22 protein-coding genes and 2 tRNA genes are annotated in these 19201 nt (G+C 46.8%); 21 read left to right on the plus strand and 3 right to left on the minus strand.

The genetic code is table 11. From position 1 onward, the window contains the following. The first annotated feature begins 12 nt into the window (after window positions 1–12). Together CWM53_RS09035 and CWM53_RS09040 are read left to right on the plus strand one after the other, a co-directional pair. Window positions 13–1353, plus strand: a complete 1341-nt coding sequence (locus tag CWM53_RS09035; protein WP_100730449.1) for a DnaB-like helicase C-terminal domain-containing protein — start codon at window positions 13–15, stop codon at window positions 1351–1353. Between the two features lie 145 nt (window positions 1354–1498). Continuing rightward, the gene (locus CWM53_RS09040; protein WP_165785050.1) at window positions 1499–2623 is read left to right on the plus strand and encodes a DNA primase; all 1125 of its coding nucleotides are present in this window, start codon (window positions 1499–1501) and stop codon (window positions 2621–2623) included. Window positions 2624–2662: 39 nt separating this feature from the next. Here CWM53_RS09040 and CWM53_RS09045 read toward each other — a convergent pair whose 3' ends face one another. Further along, entirely contained in the window at window positions 2663–3829 is a 1167-nt protein-coding gene (locus CWM53_RS09045; RefSeq protein WP_100730472.1) for a hypothetical protein, read from the minus strand. A gap of 292 nt (window positions 3830–4121) precedes the next feature. Between CWM53_RS09045 and CWM53_RS09050 the strand changes: the two genes are divergently transcribed. The 10 genes from CWM53_RS09050 (at window position 4122) to CWM53_RS09085 (ending at window position 9764) form a co-directional block, all read left to right on the plus strand. Beyond that, window positions 4122–4910, plus strand: coding sequence for a hypothetical protein (locus CWM53_RS09050; RefSeq protein WP_100730447.1), 789 nt, complete (start codon window positions 4122–4124; stop codon window positions 4908–4910). A 79-nt stretch (window positions 4911–4989) separates the two neighbouring features. Next, on the plus strand, window positions 4990–5457 hold the full coding sequence (locus CWM53_RS09055; protein ID WP_100730446.1) for a hypothetical protein: 468 nt from the start codon (window positions 4990–4992) through the stop codon (window positions 5455–5457). Next, entirely contained in the window at window positions 5457–6779 is a 1323-nt protein-coding gene (locus CWM53_RS09060) for a DNA ligase (protein ID WP_100730445.1), read from the plus strand. The genes CWM53_RS09055 and CWM53_RS09060 overlap by 1 nt, the downstream gene beginning before the upstream one ends. An 11-nt stretch (window positions 6780–6790) precedes the next feature. Further along, window positions 6791–6955 carry a hypothetical protein gene (locus CWM53_RS30445; RefSeq protein WP_165785057.1) on the plus strand — a complete coding sequence of 55 codons (165 nt, stop codon included), beginning with the start codon at window positions 6791–6793 and terminating at the stop codon, window positions 6953–6955. Beyond that, complete coding sequence (locus CWM53_RS09065; protein WP_100730443.1) at window positions 6939–7154, plus strand: hypothetical protein; 216 nt, start codon at window positions 6939–6941, stop codon at window positions 7152–7154. Before CWM53_RS30445 ends, CWM53_RS09065 begins: the two co-directional genes overlap by 17 nt. Beyond that, the gene (locus CWM53_RS09070; protein ID WP_023279478.1) at window positions 7151–7303 is read left to right on the plus strand and encodes a hypothetical protein; all 153 of its coding nucleotides are present in this window, start codon (window positions 7151–7153) and stop codon (window positions 7301–7303) included. Before CWM53_RS09065 ends, CWM53_RS09070 begins: the two co-directional genes overlap by 4 nt. Beyond that, window positions 7300–7599: a C-type natriuretic protein gene (locus CWM53_RS09075; protein WP_100730442.1), complete on the plus strand. Its 300-nt coding sequence runs from the start codon at window positions 7300–7302 to the stop codon at window positions 7597–7599. The genes CWM53_RS09070 and CWM53_RS09075 overlap by 4 nt, the downstream gene beginning before the upstream one ends. Before the next feature lie 755 nt (window positions 7600–8354). After that, a tRNA-Asn gene (locus tag CWM53_RS09080) sits at window positions 8355–8429 on the plus strand. A 147-nt stretch (window positions 8430–8576) separates the two neighbouring features. Then, window positions 8577–8663 (plus strand) — tRNA-Ser (locus tag CWM53_RS30925). 228 nt (window positions 8664–8891) lie between these two features. Then, entirely contained in the window at window positions 8892–9764 is an 873-nt protein-coding gene (locus CWM53_RS09085) for a bacteriophage abortive infection AbiH family protein (RefSeq protein WP_100730441.1), read from the plus strand. Window positions 9765–9820: 56 nt separating this feature from the next. Here CWM53_RS09085 and CWM53_RS09090 read toward each other — a convergent pair whose 3' ends face one another. Continuing rightward, a complete protein-coding gene (locus CWM53_RS09090) occupies window positions 9821–10639 on the minus strand; it encodes a DUF4157 domain-containing protein (RefSeq protein WP_100730440.1) in 819 nt (272 codons plus the stop codon). Between the two features lie 400 nt (window positions 10640–11039). Here CWM53_RS09090 and phoH point away from each other — a divergent pair, with 400 nt between their 5' ends. The 7 genes from phoH (at window position 11040) to CWM53_RS09120 (ending at window position 15899) form a co-directional block, all read left to right on the plus strand. Beyond that, window positions 11040–11816, plus strand: coding sequence for a phosphate starvation-inducible protein PhoH (gene phoH / locus CWM53_RS09095; protein WP_206053098.1), 777 nt, complete (start codon window positions 11040–11042; stop codon window positions 11814–11816). A 20-nt stretch (window positions 11817–11836) separates the two neighbouring features. After that, a complete protein-coding gene (locus tag CWM53_RS09100; protein WP_100730438.1) occupies window positions 11837–12055 on the plus strand; it encodes a hypothetical protein in 219 nt (72 codons plus the stop codon). Window positions 12056–12063: 8 nt separating this feature from the next. Continuing rightward, the gene (locus tag CWM53_RS09105; protein WP_040177222.1) at window positions 12064–12309 is read left to right on the plus strand and encodes a GrxA family glutaredoxin; all 246 of its coding nucleotides are present in this window, start codon (window positions 12064–12066) and stop codon (window positions 12307–12309) included. A gap of 192 nt (window positions 12310–12501) precedes the next feature. Continuing rightward, entirely contained in the window at window positions 12502–13029 is a 528-nt protein-coding gene (locus tag CWM53_RS09110; RefSeq protein WP_100730437.1) for a hypothetical protein, read from the plus strand. Next, complete coding sequence (locus CWM53_RS09115; protein ID WP_100730436.1) at window positions 13020–13436, plus strand: type II toxin-antitoxin system YafO family toxin; 417 nt, start codon at window positions 13020–13022, stop codon at window positions 13434–13436. Before CWM53_RS09110 ends, CWM53_RS09115 begins: the two co-directional genes overlap by 10 nt. 257 nt (window positions 13437–13693) lie before the next feature. Continuing rightward, the gene (locus CWM53_RS30450) at window positions 13694–14554 is read left to right on the plus strand and encodes a hypothetical protein (RefSeq protein WP_133123804.1); all 861 of its coding nucleotides are present in this window, start codon (window positions 13694–13696) and stop codon (window positions 14552–14554) included. A gap of 244 nt (window positions 14555–14798) precedes the next feature. Then, window positions 14799–15899, plus strand: coding sequence for a tyrosine-type recombinase/integrase (locus CWM53_RS09120; RefSeq protein ID WP_046882040.1), 1101 nt, complete (start codon window positions 14799–14801; stop codon window positions 15897–15899). Here CWM53_RS09120 and CWM53_RS09125 read toward each other — a convergent pair. Beyond that, the gene (locus tag CWM53_RS09125; protein WP_046882039.1) at window positions 15894–16274 is read right to left on the minus strand and encodes a transcriptional regulator; all 381 of its coding nucleotides are present in this window, start codon (window positions 16272–16274) and stop codon (window positions 15894–15896) included. The two genes, CWM53_RS09120 and CWM53_RS09125, sit on opposite strands and share 6 nt — an antisense overlap. Before the next feature lie 273 nt (window positions 16275–16547). Here CWM53_RS09125 and CWM53_RS09130 point away from each other — a divergent pair, with 273 nt between their 5' ends. Beyond that, complete coding sequence (locus tag CWM53_RS09130) at window positions 16548–16760, plus strand: hypothetical protein (protein ID WP_046882092.1); 213 nt, start codon at window positions 16548–16550, stop codon at window positions 16758–16760. Between the two features lie 116 nt (window positions 16761–16876). Further along, window positions 16877–19180 carry a cobaltochelatase CobT-related protein gene (locus CWM53_RS09135; protein ID WP_100730435.1) on the plus strand — a complete coding sequence of 768 codons (2304 nt, stop codon included), beginning with the start codon at window positions 16877–16879 and terminating at the stop codon, window positions 19178–19180. Window positions 19181–19201 lie beyond the last annotated feature (21 nt).

Genomic DNA, 19201 nt, shown 5'->3' on the forward strand with positions numbered 1-19201 from the left:
GATAACAAACACATGACCGAACTTTGCCACACGGGACGAGGGTTGTCTGAAGAGTTCGACGACGACTTCCAGAATCGTCTGGCGGCGTATTTTTGCCGCGATCATGAGTTTCTGACTCGTGCCGGCGATCTGGTTGCCCCCAACCAATTCTCCAATGCGGCGAACGCCATACTGGTGAACATGGTATCGGGCTATTTCAGAATGTATAAGAGTGCGCCTTCATCGGCGGCCATCCTCGATATGTTGAAGCGTGCTAAACGCGATAAGACGATCAGAGAAGAGATGTTCCCGGACGTTGTGGCGGCGTTTAAGCGGGTGCTCTCGGAAAAACTCTCTGATACGGCTTACATGGTCGACCAGGTCGCGACGTTCGCTAAAAGTGTAGCGTTCGACGATGCGTTGATTAAAGCGGCCGAGATGAAGGAGAAGGGCGACTTCCAGGGAGCGATGGCCATCATGGCCAAAGTGCAGCAGATCGGTTCTAACGAAGCGACGGGCATTTATGACTATTTCGCCTCTGCAGCGCAACGTTACAAGGCTCGTGAATATGAAGCCTCAGATGATTACGTGCCGAACAGCATCACCACTGGCCTGCCGCTGCTGGATCGTATGCTCTATCAAAAAGGTTGGGCGAAACGTGAGATGGTACTCTTCATGGGGTTTGCGAAATCAGGTAAATCGACAGCGATGGGGGAGTTCTCCATTAACGCAACGCTGGCCGGCTACAACGTTTTGTATCTTTCTCTCGAAGTACATACCTCGATTCTCTCCGATCGCTTCGATGCGCGGCTGTCTGAAACGGAGATGTCAAAGCTGGTAGAGCAACGTGACGACGTTCACCGGAAACTCGCGGAGCTTGGCGCGACGAAAGGGGTGGGGAATCTCTGGGTGGTTGAGCGCCCATCTGGAAGCATGTCGCCTGCAGATTTGGATCGTATGCTCAATAGCATGAAAGCGAATGACATGATCCCGGATATGGTGGTGGTCGACTATGCGGACTTGATGCGAGCAAGTTACGACCTCCGTGACGACCGGGCGAACATCCGTTCCATCTACACCGATCTGCGTGCTCTCTACGATAAGCACAACGTTGCAGGAATCACGGCATCCCAGACCAACCGTGAAGGTGGTTCATCCGAAGTGGCCACCATGATGCACGCCGCGGACAATATCGAAAAAGTCCGTATCGCCGACTTAGTCATCACTATCAACAAGACTGAGGAGGAAGAAGCCAAAGGCGAAGCACGTCTCTATTTTGCTGGTTCTCGTAACCAGAAGGGCGGGGTGAGTATTCGCGTTAAGCAGAACCTCGAACAGATGCGCTTCATCGAGCGGATCATGGAAGTTCTTTAAAAAATAGGCGTGGGGCAAAGACGGATAACAGCCCCACGCCCTTCCAAATTACCTTTTGTTTAATCACAAAAGGAAAAACACATGAGCCTCTATGGTATTCAAAAACCGAGGCTTATCAAGATATTGCTTTTAAAAACTGCGGTAAATGACAATGAGTGACCTCAAAGAGTTACTGTCCGAGCTGGATTTCGAACAATGGCTGGATATGGAAGGCATCATCTATCGTCGCGGCGGTGTAAGCGCCCGCGGCCGCGAAGTGAATATCAAAGAATGTCCGGTATGTGGAAGCACAAACTGGAAGGTCTATTTCAACCTGACCAACAACGTCGGGAAATGCTTCGCCGGCGATCACCCAGAAGAAATTCAATTTAATAAGCTGGTTTTCCTCAAACACTACAGCGGTAAGTCTCGTCGTGCCTTCGAGGAATACGTACATAACGCACTCCTGTCTCAAGGTTGGACGCCAAAAAAAGAAGAGGTTGTGCTGGCCAGTGCTGTGGAGCTTGAAGGCCCGGTGGCTTTACCGCGGCATTATGAACTACCAATTGACGGTCGGCTGCCGGACTATCTTGTTGAGCGGAACATTACCCCGGAACTGGCCAAATACTTTGACCTGCGTTACTGCGTCGAGGGTAAACATGCTTATGTCGACCCATATACCGATCAGGTAAAAGGGCAGGCATTCGATATGCGCATCCTGATACCGATTTACGATCTGAATGGGGTGATGAAGACATTCCAGGGGCGTGACGTCACCGGCGCAGCAGAACGCCGATATCTCTTCCCAATGCAGCTGCCGGCATCCGGGAGGTTTCTCTATAACGGACATAACGCAGTTGGTAAGCAAACCGTCGTCGTCTGTGAGGGGGCTTTTGATGTCATGGGGGTTAAGCGCGCCATATTCGACGAGGAAACACTCCGGGACTACGTAGAGCCCATTGGCACGTTCGGGATGCATCTGTCCGGAAACACGACTGTAGATGCAGAAGACCAGCTGGGCGCGTTTCTGTCGTTAAAGGCTGATGGTCTGCGAAACGTCATCATGATGTGGGATAGCGAGAAGCAAGCGATCCGAAACACAATGGCGGCCGCCAGACGATTAACCAGTATAGGGTTAAATGTGAAAATAGCCTGTCTTGGAGAAGAAGGGCTAGATCCCGGAGAGGCCACCCAGGAACAAATTCTCAAAGCTTATTATCGTGCAAAACCCTACTCTAAGCAGCTGGAGCTGCAGAGCAAGGTTCTCGGTATAAGAGTGTTTAATTCGTGAGACGCAAAGTTGGCTGCCAAAAGAGGGCAGCCAACATGGTTATTTAGAATCTTTGGACAATACTTTTCCGGCTAACTCCGCAATAGATGATGCGCCATCCAGTAAAGACGGTATGTTTTCAGAAGTAACCTGTATTGGGCTGAAAATTAACTTCTCAAACAGCGACCATGATTCCTTTTCAGCACTGGAGTTATTTTTGGTCTCCACGTAGTCATGTATAAACTCACATAGACTTAGTCGCTGTTCTATTTGAAGTATCTGAGCCTTGATGGCCTTGCCCTCAATATAATATAGACGCATAAAATAAAAAAATAACAATTCTAATGATAATATCGGCAGGAAATAGAATAATGCATTTAAATTAAATTCCACGGGGAAGAAATTATAGATATGATTCAATAAAGCAAATAAAGGCGTGGCAATCAGCCATGAAGAAAAAATAATTACACTTCTGTGATTTGTGACATATTCTGCTTTTTTGGTTTTCAAAAGATTTGAGAAAGCTTTGCTCAACAGAACGAAGTTATATTCACTTTTATACTGTTTGAGTTTTTCATCATATTCTTGAAGAGACTTTATGGACGAATCGGCATTGTTAACGAGAGTCTCAATTTTTTCTTTTAACTGTTCTGCTTCATTTTGCGCCGTGCTGATACCATTTTTTATTTGCTTCGAAATTTCTTCCTCAAAGCCACCTACATTAGTTGCAATGTTTTTAAAAAGAGAGAATTTATCTGACCGCAATAAGTGTTTAACCAATGCTGCAGGCATTGTTTGTTCTATCCAGGTGAACGAAATTGGAATGTTATCCTTTGGGGACAGTCTATCTAATCTTTCTAAAATGGAAAAATCTAAAAAAAGTGGTTGTCTTGTGTCGCTCACTGTCCAAAAATTGTATTCATATATTAATCTGAGTATTTTAAATAAAAAGAAATGTTTATCACTTTTTAATTCTGACAAGCTAGGGAGATAACCACCCTCTATATTTGCTTGATTAAATGGTGTGTGTTCGTTGAGTAAATCTCTATGCTTAAAATACAAGTCTATAAAATAGCGCCATGACAGTGAAATAATTACATCAGACAAAATTGAATCGTCGGCAGCAAACGGATTATTAGATAAATCATTTGACAAGGGGAAAGTACTAGCTATATGACTCGTGATGGAAGTAACTTCATGTTCATAAGACTCATCAAAAAATTTCATAAAATCCCCTATTAAGCAATACGTGTTATTATTTGTTTTCTGCAAAGTTAGATTCTTTGCTGAAAAGGAAATCGCATAACCTTTGTTTTTTGCTTCAATATATTAACAGAGTACGAACAGCTTTAGTAAGGTTAAGTCTTCATAGTTGCTACGTTCCGAGCCAAACGCTCTTGGGGCCTATGCATTGTTGTTTTGGTCTGTTGCCATCATGTACCTCTCCGCCTCTTTTTGATAAGTAGCTACTTACATATTTTAATGTAATAATTTACTCTCTGGTTGTGGAGGACATCACATGAAAGAAGATATCGAACAGGCAGTTTTAGAGATGATCAAGAAGTCAGGCGTAGAGCTTGGCGAGGGAGAACTGGAGAGCATCATCGATGCCTCATTCAACACGGCATCAGAGCATATATCGAATGCGCTATCCTGCATTCCTCTCAAAGAAGGGGCGACACATACGTCGGTGTTGGTGTGGTACGCAAAGACGCCTGAAATGCCAGGTACTGTTCAAAAGCGTGTAGCTCTGGTTGCGTTCATCGTCCCGCCGCTTGAGACCGGCATTGGGCCAGTCGCGCGTTTTGGCGCCTGGTATGACGACAAAATCATCTTCTCAAACTGCTACCAGATGGAAAGCAGAGAAACGCTTGAGAAGAGCGTGGACGTGACTCTAAGAGCCGTAGAGAGCAAATGCGAGACAGTAGGAGAGGCTTTCGTCAGCGTCATGACTTCTCCCGATGTTGAAAAGCGCCATGTAGATCTGGTGGCACCACCAGGCTTGTTGGAAATGATTGTCTCTGGAGATTACAACAAGGCTATAGCGCGTGTTCGTGAGCTGGACTATGGGCGTATCTGCGACTTGTGTCGTAGTGATCTGGATTTAATCAATGTGATCGTTGAGGCTGGCCGAATCTGTGATGGGGTTTTGGCTCAATACGCAAGTAAGATCAGTCGTTTGGCCAATGAAATGCCTATGCTGATTCAGGAAGCAAAATCCCACGCCGTTCATGCTGCAAACGACCTGCTAACCCCTTATCGATACGAAGCCGCAAGTGACAAGATGACCGGCTGGGCCACCTGGTAAGCCGTAACTATGTACTGTGTCCCCGTACAGAGTTATTTAAACTTAGTAGTAAGTAAGTACAAGATTATCATTTAGAGAAATGGCTACCAAAACTGACTTATCAAAAATCCCTTCGATCTCTGGACTCAACGGCTACTCGCTGCGTTGCCCGGAAGTGAAGCTTAACGGACATGCCTCGTTCTGCAGCTACACCGTCTGTCAGCACACGATCCTTGCCTTCAAAGAGAAGCGACTGCCGGCGTCGTCGTTCACCTCCTGTGCGACCGCTATTTCGGCCGGAAAATGCCAGGCGCTGAAAATGATGGTGGAGGAGATCCGGCAAGGTGAGTCGCTGTATTTCGTCGATATGCTGGCGCTCATTGAAGAGGTGGAGGAAAGAAACCGAACAGCAAGAACTCTGCAGCCGAAGAGAGGCAGTGCATCTATCTACAGTGGAATTAAAGGGAAGCGCCAATCTTCGACCGTTGCTGAAACTGGCCGACTGCCGGATGCCAGCGAGATTTATTCAGAACTTATCAAAGAAACCTTAAAGGAGAAGACCGACTAATGGAGAAGCTGATCGCGCTTAAACATAAGCTGGATGCCATCAAAACAATGGGAACGAACGCCAAGAAAGAGGCGCTGGCCAGTATGGATGACTTCGAACAAAGAATGGTGTCACTCATGCTGAACCCATTTGTTCGTTTCGGGGTGAAGAAATACAAAGTGGCCGATCCACTTAGCAAGTCCGTACCCAGTGATCAGAAGGCGATAGAGCTGCTGGAGAAACTGGCTGCCCGGGAGCTTACGGGGAACGCAGCCATTACTGCGGTCGAGTCTTTGGTTGCTTCGATGTGTGCAGATGGTCAGGACGTATTTCGCCGGTTCCTGCTGAAAGACCCGAAAGCCGGCGTCGGCATTAGTCTCTGCAATAAGGTATTCGCCAACCCGATCCCGAAGTTTGAGGTGCAGCTGGCCACCGCCTATAAAGAAAAAGGCGACAAGTACCCCTTCAAGGCAAATCCAAAAGCCAGATGGCCAATGATAGGCAGCCTCAAACTGGATGGTCTTCGGGTTATTTGTGAAGTGATCGTGGACGAGGAAGAGGTTAACTTTCTGTCTCGTACCGGAAACCCGATTACATCTCTCGATCACCTGAAACCTGCCATGCTGGAGCTGGGCAAGCTCTCCGGCTACAAACACATCTTTTTCGATGGTGAAGGTACTGCAGGTTCTTTTAACAATTCAGTATCAGCGCTACGCAAGAAGAACGTGAAGGCGGTTGGCGCAACCTATCATATCTTCGATTTCTTCCTACCAGAGTGGCGCGTACAGGCTAAAACAGTTGAATACCAGAAGAACGGTATGAAGCTGAAACAGCGCCTTTCACTGTTGGTGGCCTGGTTCAGAAATACACGCGGCCAGGATTACGCGGCTGACATTCACATGCACCCCTTCTACATCATCTACAGCCATGAAGACTTTGTAGAGCGATTTATGCAGCGTCTGGACGATAACGAAGAAGGAGAGATGGGCAAAGACCCGGATTCTGTATACGAGTTCAAGCGCACCCGCAGCTGGTGGAAACTAAAAGATGAAAACGAAGCTGATGGGGAGATTATCGGCTTTCTACCTGGAGATCCGGATGCCGGCTTTGCTCATACGCTCGGCAAAATCGTTATTCGCCTCGAAGATGGAACCGAGGTTCGCGCTTCTGGAATCAAACATCGCTACCTCGATGAGATCTGGCATAACCAGGACAAGTACATGGGCCGTATTGTGAAGGTGAATTTTCACGAGTACACGCCAGATGGCAGTCTGCGTCATCCGCGGCTTAAGTGGCCCAAATGCCTTCGCGATACCGAAGAACGTGTCGGAGATAAAGAATGATGCTTGGTTGGATGATTCTTTTTTTGGGTGTGGGCTTCGTCATCGGAACTCTGGTGACGCTCAGCTGCATCAACGATTACGTGAAGCGCGGGCTGATGGAAAGACGTGGCCGCGTATACCGCATCATCGACATTACTAACACGCTAAAGGAGACTGGCGATGATCGTCCTGAGTAAGCGAGAGAAGGAAACCCTGCGTGAAATCAGCCAATGGTCATGTTTCTACGCTAACTGGAAACCCAAGACGCGAGCCAAACTCGAACATATGAACCTGGTGGCCAATGTCGAACCGGAAGGAAAGGTGGAGAACTACCAGCTGACGAATAAGGGGCGAGAGCTGCTGGAGCAACTAATTGAAGCAGGAGAATTCTCATGATTCCATACATCGTATTGTCTTTTTCTGGAGGCGTCGCCCTTGGCTTCATCATCTGTCATGACTTGATCAAGCAGGAACTGAAGACCAAAACACTACGTATCGGTAAGCGGGTATATCGCGTCGTTCACGAGACAGGGGTATCAAAATGAGTAATCTAACCTCCTTAGACTGGTGGATAGGCTTGTACTTCGTGGCCTCTGGTGTCGCAGTAGCTTTCACGGTTGGCCAGTCTCTTGTAAAGCTACTGCTCTTAAGATTCGCCAGTCGCAAGCGTATCGATGACACGCTTTGGTGCCTTGGTTCTCTGCTTGAACAGCGGTACGGCGAGCTGAAGGAAGATGAAGTCCTTTGCATAAAGGCAAAAAGATTCACGGCCACAATCCAACGGACGCAGGATGATAAGCCAAAGCTGATCAAAAAAGGAGCAAACGAATGCATGAAATAATAGGTAAGTATTTACTTATTATTTTGATACAACTATGATTGGCTTGTTTTCGTTGAGACGCGACTGTTTGAACGTTTAAAGATAACTGCAAACGACAATCAGTATCTGGCAGTAGCCTAAAAAGCCAAACACCAGCGAGGTCAGTTTCCAGCCTCGTCACCGAAATGGGACACACTAAGCGAGTGTGATTGCAAAACGCAGGTAGGGCATCTGGTTAACCAGTGCCCTTACCGATGAGGTAACAGAATGGGCGGTTGGGTATTATGTCCAACACATCCCGGCTCCCAAAGGCCCGACCGTCTATCCTGTTACGTCATTTCTGTTACTTATGTCGTTTAGTTTTGGGTTAAAAATGGCGACGTAACCCGGCTGGTTAGGTGAGCCAGCACGCAACGTTGAGACCACTGGTTTTTGCATCACAGAGGCAGAACCGGCAGACATGTAGGGCCAAGTACATTAATCCGTTCAGTGGTCTCAACGTTGTGGTCACGGATTCATTATCCTTCTGGTTATAGCCATTGTTGTCACTGCCCCGTGGCCACAACGATTAAATGATTCCATACATCTAATTAGATCTGAATGAAAACTCTCCTCAACCCTCGGAGAGTATTTGAAGATCTTGGCTTGTAAGCGTTTGGTGAACACGTAAAGCACAAGTGGAAGGAAACGGTAGGACTGCTGCGAACGACACCGGTGAATCGGCGATACAGCCCCACAAGTCCGTGAATCGACAGAGGCTGACGGTGTAAACCTTAGATGGTGTAGCTCAGTGGTAGAGCGGTTGACTGTTAATCAACTGGTCGGTGGTTCGAATCCACCCACCATCGCCACAACGGTAAGGGTATTTGGACGACAGCAAGGAAGGCGCGCTCTTTGGCTGTTCGCGACGGATCTGATTCCCTGAATGCCCTTACCGTTGTGATGAATTGCAGCTCGTTGAAGCAACCAGAAGATAAGCATCTGGCGTCACAACGAACGGAGGATAGAGGGCATGGCGCCCAAGCGGTCTTGAAAACCGTCCCATTGCGAAAGCGATGATGGTTCGATTCCATTATCCTCCGCCAACACAGCGTTGAGCGGTTTGGTTTGATTTCTTATCGAAAAGACTCCGCCTGTCACTATGGCCAGACCGCTCAACGCTGTGATAGACATTACGGCAGACGTTCTTTAACCATAGCTTCTAGCATCTTAGCAACACTTTTTTCAGCGCAAAATCCAAAGGGGCTTCGGCCCCTTTTTGCTGACGTCACTATGGCGTAGAATGATATTAAAAATTACTAAGAGAAAGCGTTATGCGGTTGTATGTGATAGGTAATGGATTTGATATCAGGCACGGGCTTCCAACGCGCTTTTGTTGTTTTGAAGCGTATGTAAAACGCCATAATCAAAAGTTGTATAATTCTATTTCCAACTTTGTCCCAACAGAGGATGAATGGAATGATCTTGAAAGTGCATTGGGTAATTTCGACTACGATGGTGCATTTGAAGAAAATAGCGGCTTTCTAATGTCACCCGGAGATGATGAATGGAGGGATAGTGCGAACCATGATTTTCCGTATGAAATTGAACAAATAACCCAACGATTGATAAAAGAACTCCCTTTGGCCTTAAGGGATTGGATCAACGCTATCGATCTTTCTCGTGCTTTAACACCGCCTTCGTATATTCCAAGTATCAACAGAGACAGTTACTTTTTCACCTTCAACTATACAAACACATTGCAGGATATTTATGGTGTTCCAGATGAAAACATTCTGCATATCCACGGCAATGCAAAAATAGGACAAAATTTAGTTATTGGACACGATGTGTTCTACGAAAACTCTCTTAATACTGATTACGGGCCAGATCAAGATATTCGGGTTAGTGATGCCTATGATCATATAGACAATTACTTTAAAAACTCATATAAGCCAACCGATGTTATTATCGATTTTCACAAAGAGAACTTTCTCCGTTATTCAGAGGTTGATGAGGTTCTGGTTCTAGGTCATTCGCTGGCTAGTGTAGATGGTCCCTATTTCACTAAAATCTCGCAGTCTATTTCAAAAAATGCCACTTGGGTTCTTGCCAAGTATCCAGGAGAAAAAAAGGCGGGAAACCTGAGTGACTATGGAATTAATCCTAGCAATATATTTGTAAGGAATTATGAGGATTTAATATAATGAAACTGTCCCATTACTTCTTGGTATCATGTATTAAAATTAAACTCGTTAATTTATTATCTGATGACAAATCCCGGTATTAAACCCTGTGGAAGCTGAACATAACATGGAGCTCCGACAACATTTACAGGTCCAGGGCCAAACACACCTATCTGCGTCTGACAAAAAGCACCTACAGGTGGAGCTTGCATTTGAACAACTGGTTGTGGTGCCATGCCCAATCCAGGAGGTGGCGGAGGTGGCATATTAATAACAGGAGGTGGCATATTGATTACCGGTGGTGGGAAACCTCTAGTTTGTCTCCAAGCGGCATAACCATCACCTTTAGCGTAAGCGGGACGCTCTACTTCTCCGTGATCGCGTATATATGAAATAGCAAAGTCACGGGTTCCCCAACTTGTATACTGATCTACATGATGAAGTTCGTGAGCCCAAAGAGCAGGATCATTGGCACCGGCATTGTCGCGGAATACTATGACATCAATAAGAGTAACTGCTTTTGCTGAACCAGATTGCTCAATAACACGAGCCAGATTTATAAAACCACCATCCTCGACCTTATATCTAACTTTATTCATTGAATCTTCGCTTGCATAGCCTGTAAGCATCTGACGAATGTAAGGAGGTATAGGTGAAGCTCCGTTTATGGCCGTATTTCTGGACTGGATAATCCATTGCTCCAGCCCTGGTGCCCCCGCTTGTGAAACGATTTCATTAAGAGTTGGGCCTACTATCGGCAAGCCGCCCAAGACACCTCCACCGCATGTATCACACGCGTGGCCTAGTGGGCCCAAGTCGACATCAAAGGCATAACTATTCAACGCGGACAACGTTAAAAAAGAGGTTAATAAGCAGACTTTAGTATTATTACTCATAGCTAATACCATCGAGAGCAGCAGAATAAAGCTTTACTATTTACTATAGTCACGAACCAGGAAAGTTTCACAACTAAATTATTTAATTTACACTTTGTTTCTTCTAGAGCACTCTCTACCATTTTTGGGCCAAGCATGAGGCCAGTGGCTACAGGCTGTACGTTATACGGTTTAAACTCTATTGAAGATTTCACCTTTAAATCTAGTAACTTAGCTAAAGTAGATTTTTGTTTTCCAAGTTGCCCCTCGATACTCTGATATCACTGGAGTTTCTCACCTAATTGCACTTCACCAAATAGAGTGTTTGGGCTTCAAAACGAAATAATAGGTACCCACTTACTTACTTTTGCTTTTTCTTTTAGGTATAGTTCTTCTGGTTACTCACTTGAAAGGACTCAATATGGGAAACAAACGTAAACAGGCGCGACGCCAAGCTCGCCAGGCACTTAAGTCAAAATCGCGTATCCTCGGCTACGAGATCGACACTATTATCGTAGACGAGCTGGCCTCCGCCGCCCCTGCTCTGCCCCCAAAACCGAAGCGTGACACTTCCCCCATAGAGGCACGCAATGAGGCCCAGGCCCACTATCTTATCTCCCTTGATAGCAAAGCACTGACGTTCGCCACTGGCGAAGCCGGCTGCGGCAAAACCTTCCTGGCGACGGCCGTCGCCGCACAGCGATTACTCGATAAGGAAGTAGAGCGAATTATCGTTACGCGCCCCGTACTGCAGGCAGAGGAGGATTTGGGCTTCCTGCCTGGCGATATGGCCGAGAAGTTCGCTCCATTCTTTCGTCCCGTCTACGATGTGCTCCAGAAGCGCCTTGGTGCTTCATTTCTCGAATACTGCCTAAAGCCAGAGGTGGCTAAAGTCGAGATCGCCCCCTTCGCATACATGCGCGGTCGCACGTTCGAAAACGCTGTGGTGATCCTCGATGAGGCCCAGAACGTGACGGCGTCACAAATGAAGATGTTCCTGACCCGGATGGGTGAGAACGTAACGGTCATCGTTAACGGTGATGTAACCCAATGCGACCTGCCTGGTAATGTTAAATCTGGTCTTGAGGACGTCCTGCAGCGGTTCCAGCCATCTCGCCAGATAGGACTCATTGAGTTCACGGCCGAAGACTGCGTGCGCTCAGAGCTGTGTAAAGTGGCTCTTCAAGCCTATCTGTAACAAAGACTTTTGAGGCATATATGACACCAAAGCAATTTATTTATTGGCTGCAGGGGTTCGCTGAGTTGGGCGACGAGCGGCCGACAGAAGCCCAGTGGGTTAGCATCAAAAATCACCTGCAGAGCGTGTTCGAGGAAATGGCGCCGCCAGCACATGTATCGAGCATCGGCATGGCAATGCACAAGATGGAAGAAAACATCTCTACTAGCTGCCAGAAAATCACATCTTTAACTTGCTAAGGAAAGACATGAAAATCGAAATTTATGGAAAGGATGACTGCTCCTACTGCAAGCGCGCAGTAGAGCTTGCTAAGCAGCTGAAAACTCAGGGTCATGGTGACTATGAGTATATTGATATCGTCGCGACTGGTATCGATGCAGCCACCCTGGGCGAGTTAGTCGGAAAGCCAGTAAGAACCGTGCCTCAGATCTTCGTCGACGGCGAACCTATTGGCGGATACACAGAGCTGGTGGCCTTCGCCTCCGTTCAGTAACAAACGTAAGGGGGCCAGTTGGCCCCTTCTTTCCGGTAGAGCACCTGCATAGCGATCATAAAAATTGCAGCATCAAAACTGAAGCTAGGTTTTGTTTTGATAGGTGGTAAGAGTAAATCTATTAGCTTATAGTGAGTCTAAGTAGTAAAATGCTGCACCCCCAAAGTGTACGCGGGGGATTTGGAGTAAATTATGAAATTCAACATTCAGTACCTACATGCCGCTGTCGTGATGGTGTTATCCAGCCTACAGCCACAGGCCAAAGCGGCCGAGTGCAAGCCGTTGATTGTTGAAAAGGTCACTCAGATGGGTGCCAGCTTTAATCACAAAGATGTTTTGGAAGTTACAATCGCGCTTAACGACATCATCAGACAAGTCCGTGACGTCCGAATGCAGCTTTCAAACTTTGCCAGTGAAAATCTGGAAGATGCCATTGCTGTTTCTGAAGCCACGAAGAACGACGCCGTTCAGATGGCCGCTTTAACTGGTTCGTTAACCATGATGCTCCCAGAAAAGCATGTGATTCAGGGCTATGCAAAAAACTCGCCTGAATTTATGCTGTTCAGAGCAGTTAAACAAATGGATAATGAGGCAAAAAATTATCTCAGCCTCATCGATCAGCTGACTCGAGAAACAGATGTTCGTGAGTCAGGAATAAACACCGCTGCGATGGTTCATCTGGCGAGAACTGGAGAAGAGGCAGCGGCTAAATGGCTGTAACAGCGGAATATAGTAGTGAAACGTGGGCAGAGTTTTTCGAACCTACATTTAACGAATTCCCTGAGCTTCGAGATCAGTTAGTAAAAGAATTTATCACTTACAAGCAAACCGTCTCGCCCTCGGACCTTCTTGGGCGAGACGCCCCCTTCGACTTCCCCACGTTTGCATCCGACGCAAACGTTCATCATATCCACTTGAATTTGCGTTACGAACGCACTTGGACGGAACGCCAGGCAAACTTTCATCGTACCTCAAACCATTATCTAGTTTATACCGAGCATATGTGGGATTCAGGTCGTTACCTGCTTATGGGAGTTGTAACCCCGGCCCACGAGAAAATGCCGGCAAACAATAATCAGCTTCTGAGCTATTTTGCGGAAGTTGCAGAACGTTTTCACTCCTCGTAAATGACTAAGACGGATTGTAAGGGAACTTATTTTTAAGCTAGTAATAATTAGCATTATTGACCATCCACTGCCTATTAAGACGCGTGTGGTTGAGCAACATACCGTGCCCCTATTTATCTCAAAATAAACATAAAACTCATAACAGTGATACTACAAAGTTATATCGACTCTTGCATTTAAACCAAGCGGAAGCACTATACTAATTTCAGGCGTAAAACGCCTACACCTACTCGATAATTTAATGCGAGGCTGCTCGTATGAGTCAGTTAACAATGTCGTCTATCAAGTGGTTAAATGTAAAAATAGAAAGCAAACTAAGATTTATAGCTTATTTTATCAAATTGCTTTGTATTAGTATTTTATTTTTGTCTCACGGCGCCTTTGCTAATAAAGTCTTTTGTTCTTCTTTGATGTTCATAGAGGATGGTAGCCGCGCGAGGGTATCCCTTATAACTCCCCTGTTTGAGTCAAATGACCCCGCTACAGGGTTTTATGCTGAAAGTGGTGTGTTAAGAGACAAGTGGCGATCCTATCTGAGAAGTTCTATGAAAGGAATGCACGCGAATGAAGCAGGATGTATGAATGCATCCGAATATGGTGACTGGATAATGCAACTAAAGAATACCGGTGACCCGATCCAAATTGTAAAATGGCCATTAAAAAGCTCCATTCATGCCGATAAGCAAGGAGCTTCTGGAGAGGGAGAAATTGCATCCACCACACAACTACATACTAAGAAAAATAAAAAAGAAAGACAATGGGTGGATGGCGTTAATAAACAATGCGTAGCCAATTACAATGAAAACGGTTATCTATTTTTCGTCAATAAATGTACATTCCCGGTTATAGTCTCTTATTGTATTAAACAACCTATTGAAGAACATAAATATCTCAAGTGCCAAGCCCAGAAATCAGGGGCGTCACGAGTTGGCATAAATTATACTAGGGCAACATTAGAAGTCCCCCCAGGGGGTTCTGTTTCAGCAGGCGGCACTCAAACTGATGATACGGAGTTATATATATACTTAGCTTGCAGAACCGATCAAATCCCCGTCATGTATCGACCCAGTGAAAACGGTGAAAAATACACCGTAGAGTGTTTGGTTACTCATAACTAACTGAGGCCGGCTTCTTAACAGAAGAAAGGCTCCCCCAGATGAGCCTTTCTTCACTTGTCTCCTGAACGGTAGTCAGTGTCAGTTTGAGCGATTTTTTTCGTTAAAAAGCCCTTTTATGATTCCATACTTGGTAGGTATGGAATCATTAGACAAAAGAGGGTATTTTAGGTTGATCTCAATAAAAACAATGCCTAATATACTGTATATAAACACAGTATAAAAAGCGTCATACAGTGGCCGGACTATGAAAAACACGTTTGACAGAGCACGCGCAGCGGAAAACACGTCACAGGAAGCTATCACCTATCTGGATCGGGCATCGCAGATGGATGCCAGGTCGGTCTCGATGCAGGGTGCCGATCTGACTTTCGCCGACGCATTTATGTTATTCACTCGCTTATCATTATTGATAACTCGCCGCCGGCCCGAGATAGCTGTCCATTGTGTTTTGATACACGTACTCCCGCACATCGCTCAGGAAAAAGTAAGTAAGCTTAATAGAATGATGGTCAATCAGCTGGTGAACCCGCTTATCCTTGAAGGGAAGATCGTGATGGGTCGCCGTGTTTTTTCCATCATGAAGCAATTCCTGGGCTGGTGTGCCTTCCAGGGGATTATCGAAACGTCGCCCCTGAATGATATTTCGCTGAACAAAGTTGCCGGCGGCGCGAAGACGACTCCGCGGGAACGATGCCTGACGGATGCTGAGGTTTGGGTATTCTGGAATGTCTGGGACTATTTCGACGTATGCCCGGGCACGAAATGGGCGGCAAGGCTTTGCCTCGTTGCTGCCAGACGTCCCGATGAAGTGCTGCGGGCCAGAGTAAGCGAGTTCGACCTTAAACTAAATGTATGGAATCAAGGGTCTCGCAACAAATCGGCCCGGCCGCACACTCTTCCGATGAGCTCACTGATGCGGAAATGCGTGGAAGAATTGATCGATTATGGTGCCGGCAGCCAGTGGCTCGTCCCGTCGAACAAAAAGAAAGCTGATGCACCTATGTCAAAGGTGGCAATAGCCCAGGCATTGAGACGGATTCTGGAGCGGCCGGAGCTGGTGGAAGTTGAGTCGTTTACCCCACGTGATCTGCGTAGAACGGCGCGCAGCTACTTCCCGGCCCTTAAAATTTCGCAGGAAGTATCACGTAAGATCATGAATCATAGTCTGGAAGGTATCGACCGCGTTTACGACCGATATGACTACATGGATCAGATGCGAGAAGCCCTTGAGAGCTTCTCATCGTACATCTCGTCGATTGTTGAGCAACCGGATTTAGAAGAAATTGACCACAAAATGAAGGGAGATCGCCTATCCACCGAGCTGATCAGAGTAAACTTCTCATAGCTTTTTAATTGCTTCGACAACCTGCTCAACACCATCTGTCTGGCTTGGAAAGCGGTTTCTAAAAGCCTCGAGAACCTGACGTTCTTCGGGGGTTAGTGGCGCAATGCCTTCATCTCGTAAAAATTCTGCGAGTTCTGGCTGGCGAGCTTCAAGCACCATCATCATGAGCCGCACTGGATCTGCATTAAGCGCCTCAGCCAGTGGACGAACTTTATCGACCGGCAGCGGGATTTTTCCCGATTTAATCAGGGATAAGTTGTTCGGATTCTTGTAACCCATCTCACGGGAGATCGCCGACTGACTTTTTGGCGAGACAGTGATTAAAGAATCGATGTAGGCGACGTAACGAGCGGTCTTCTCATCGGCCATTGTCATTGTAGTTACTATCCTCGTGTGATCTTATTGTATGGTAAGTACTTACCGATATTACAGCAACGGCCAATATTGTAAAGTCTTACCGGCGGCTATTTGCAGGCACTTATTGTCCATAAATTACACAAAACAAGGCATAAACGAATATAACCCGGTACTTCTGTTGATTTTTTTGATTATTTTTGTTTAAGACATTACGATACATTTTTATTAACTTTTATATCAATAGGTAGTACCATCTCCTCCAAATGAAACCTGTTGATTAGGATGCTATTAATGGAAAAATTGTCATCTAATTTACTTGCTCTGAATGTAGGCAATGTTTTCGCGCTGACACACCTGGAGGCTGCTGAAGTACTATCTGAGTTACCCAATCGCCAGGTAAATGTCAGAGCGCGTGATGCGACGGTTTTCCGGTTCTCTCTGGAAAATGGCTCTTACACGCTGATCAATACTGGCGACCTCTCTTTCGCGGTTCGAATCAACTAAAATATATAACCCGCCTATAACTCATTGATCCCCTGCGCGAATTGCTACATTCCCTGTTCGCGCAGTGATATTTTCTTATATCAGAAAACAACTTGTTTACTCGATAAGGAAAGCACATGGCAACCAAACCCAGCAAAACTGTACTCAAAGAGGTACAGGACTTCCGCGATTCCGTAAAACGCGTCGTTGGTCTTCTTTCGGGAAAGAACATACCTGTAGCTGAATGCGGAGATACAGCATACGTTCGCTACAATAAAAAGGGTGAGCCAGTCATGGTTAACATCCCATCCATACCAGATGATGCCAACCCTGCGCTTATGAATGCGATACGTGGATTCCTTGATCACGAAGTTGGCCATCTCCTTTTCACAGACGAAAAAGTCGTCAAAAAAATGCGCAACACTAAGGCATTTGGTCTCTGGAACGCTCTGGAAGACGTCTACATCGAGCGTCGCATGAGTGAAGTGTTCGCCGGCAGCCGTCGGAACCTTCTGTCCACACGTAATCTCATGATTGACAAATATTTTAATCCCCATATTAAAAAGGCAGTTGAGATGTGCCGCGGGGATCAGCGAGAGCTGTTCCTAAAGTTCTTCCTTTGTCCTGTTCTCCGGGCATGGGATGGCCAACCAACCTTTGTAGATTTCATGGAGGAGCACTGGCGCCTCATCGATAAGCCTATTGCCGTTCTAAAAGAGTTCGGCGTCGATGAAGCTGTCCGTCGTATGGATAGCACTGAGGATTGCGTCAAGGTTGCTGCAGCCATGGCTAAGATCCTGCGAGAAATGACGGAGAACCCAGAAGGCCCGTTGCCTGAGCGCGAGTCCTCTGCAACCAAAAAGAGCAAACACGAGAAAAAGACCAAACCAGAGGAAGACTGTTCAGACGAGCCAGCTGCTGGACACGATACTGAGGCTCATGACGAAGAGGAGCCCGACAGGACACCAGACGACTTTAGCGCTGACGATGATGGTGATAAAAATCCAGACGAATCGATAGGTAAGCACATACCTAATGAAGATGAAGATATAAATGATACAGAAAGTGATGCTGGAGATAGAGATTCCGGCTGTGAAAAAGTTGATGACTTGCCTGACGGCGGAGAAACGGCAGTAGATGAGCCTGCTACAACTCTGGGCTCGGATGCAGGGGAAGAAGTGGATGATGAAGGTGATTACAACCCATCCACGGATGATAGCGCTAAGGACAGGCCCGGCAGCTCCTCTGATGATAGCGAAGCTGTCGAGGACGGTGAAGGTGAAGGCAAGGCAGACAAAGACGGTGGCAAGGAGAAGGATGAAGGGGATCGAGACACCTCTGATGAATGCGATGCCGGCTTTGCCCCACACGCTGACGATATGTCTCTTGATGATGCTCTCAAGGCATTAGAAAACGTCGATGAAGAGATAGGTTCTTCCACCGAAGATGCGCTGGCGTCGGCAATCAAGTCGGAGCTGGCCAGCGCATCATTATCTGATTACCGGCCATACAATCGCTCCTACGACTTCCTGGGGCCAATTGACGAGGCGGAAGGGCATATTATGCGCGCCAGAAAAGCTTTCGGCGCAATCCCTATGTATTCGCCCGTAGATCGCTACCGCATTGTTCCAGAGGGTAGAAAACTGTTTGAGATGAAGGTGGAGAAGCATCTGTCTTCCTCGGTGTCATCTACCTTGGCCAAAGACCTGGAGCGCGCGATCGCCAGTCGTAACCGTGTTCAGTTCATCCCTGGCCAGCGTCGTGGACGCGTACATGGGGCGAGTCTTTACCGACTGTCGATGAATGACGATCGAGTATTCCGGAGAAAAGAAGACCACAAGGCCGTGAACGCGTGCGTTCAACAGGTCATCGATTTGTCAGGTTCAATGGGCGGCCGAAAAATCGAGCTCGCGCTGGCATCCGCATACACACTGGCTGACGCCCTAGATCGTATCCACGTTCCGAACGTCATTACCGGCTTCACTACTTATGGCAATCCGGATGTAGCAACTATGTCGAAACGTGGGTTTAGCCGCTTTGAAGCGCTTATGCTGCCGATTATTAAAAACTGGCATGAGAAAGCGAACTCCCCAGAGATACGTGCTCGTATGGGCTGTGTGGCGGAGACTTTCCCCCTGCTAAACAACGTGGATGGCGAGAGCATCGCACAGCTGGCTTCTCTGTTTGCAGGGCGTATGGAAGACAAGAAGATCATGATTGTGCAGAGCGACGGCGCCCCATGCGCTGCGGGGGATGGCTTTAGTAACCATCTGCGCTCTGTAACGAATGACATCGAAAACACAAGTGACATCAACCTGTTGGCCATTGGCATTCTTACGGACGCGCCGCGCCGGTATTACAAAAACTATGCACTGGTGAATAAGGTCGAAGAGTTGGGTACGTCAGTTGTCAGTGAGTTATCTCGTATCATTTTAGAGTAAATCTTGCGCCCTATAAAATAA

The sequence above is a fragment of the Klebsiella sp. A-Nf5 genome (genome assembly GCF_002810545.1).
GTDB lineage: Bacteria > Pseudomonadota > Gammaproteobacteria > Enterobacterales > Enterobacteriaceae > Klebsiella > Klebsiella variicola.